Here is a 1,095-nt window from a genome sequence, read left to right as displayed (position 1 = left end):
GCGCTCGACGACCGTGCGGTGGCGGCGTGGCGCACGGTGTTCACCGCGATCGTCATCCAGGGCGTGCCGTTTCTGCTGCTGGGCACGGTGGTGTCGGCCATCATCAGCGCGTTCGTACCGGCGTGGGTGTTCACCCGGGTGCTTCCGCGCAATCCGGCGCTCGCCGTACCCGTGGCCGGTGCCGCGGGGGTGGTGCTGCCGGGGTGCGAATGCGCCTCGGTGCCGGTGGCGGGCAGTCTGATGCGGCGCGGGGTGGCCCCGGCGGCGGCGCTGGCCTTTCTGCTGTCGGCCCCGGCCATCAACCCGATCGTGCTGGTCGCGACCTATGTGGCCTTCCCCGGAAACCCCTGGATGGTGGCCGCCCGTCTGATCGCCTCGCTGCTGACCTCCGTCGCCATGGGCTGGCTGTGGATCCGGGCGGGCCGCGAGGAGTGGCTACGGCTGCCGAAGGGACCGGCCGGGCACACGCCCGGCGCGAGCCGCGCGGAGGAGTTCCGGCTCTCGCTCCAGCATGACTTCCTGCACGCCGGGGGCTTCCTCGTGGTCGGCGCGGCGGCCGCGGCCACCTTCAACGTGGCGGTGCCGCACTCCGTGCTGCGGCTCTTCTCCGACTCCCCGTGGCTCTCGCTGCCCATGCTGGGGCTGCTCGCGGTGGTCCTCGCGGTCTGCTCGGAGGCCGACGCGTTCGTCGCCGCCTCGCTCACCGGGTTCTCGCCCACCGCCCGGCTCGCCTTCATGGTGGTCGGCCCGATGGTGGACCTCAAGCTCATCGCCCTGCAGTCCGGCACCTTCGGACGCGCCTTCGCGGTGCGCTTCTCGTCGGCCACCTGGGTCGTGGCGGTGCTGAGCAGCGCGCTGGTGGGGTGGTGGCTGCTGTGAAGCGCAACGTCCAGGTGCTGCTGCTCCTCTTCCTCGGGGTCGGTCTGCTGCACATCTCGCTGCTGACCGATCTGTATCTGCGCTATGTGCGCCCGGGGCTGCGGCCCGCGCTCATCGCCTCCGGGGTGCTGCTGATCGTGCTCGGCGCGGTGAGCGCGGCCCGCGACGGCTTCCCGTTCAACCGCCCCCGTACGGACGAGGACCAGGGCCACGACG

The 1,095-nt window shown here is 72.3% G+C and carries 1 protein-coding gene and 1 pseudogene; both read left to right on the top strand.

Annotation, left to right across the window (positions count from 1 at the left end; translation table 11 throughout):
* Window positions 1-879 (top strand): permease (locus NP777_RS46890; RefSeq protein ID WP_256656322.1); only part of this gene is annotated, 879 nt, incomplete at its 5' end.
* Window positions 867-1,095: pseudogene (locus NP777_RS46885) on the top strand (TIGR03943 family putative permease subunit); the annotation flags it as partial. The gene NP777_RS46890 and the pseudogene NP777_RS46885, both read left to right, overlap by 13 nt.

The organism is Streptomyces rugosispiralis (assembly GCF_024505145.1).
GTDB classification, from domain to species: Bacteria; Actinomycetota; Actinomycetes; order Streptomycetales; family Streptomycetaceae; genus Streptomyces; species Streptomyces rugosispiralis.
This window is presented reverse-complemented; position numbering and strand designations above follow the sequence as displayed.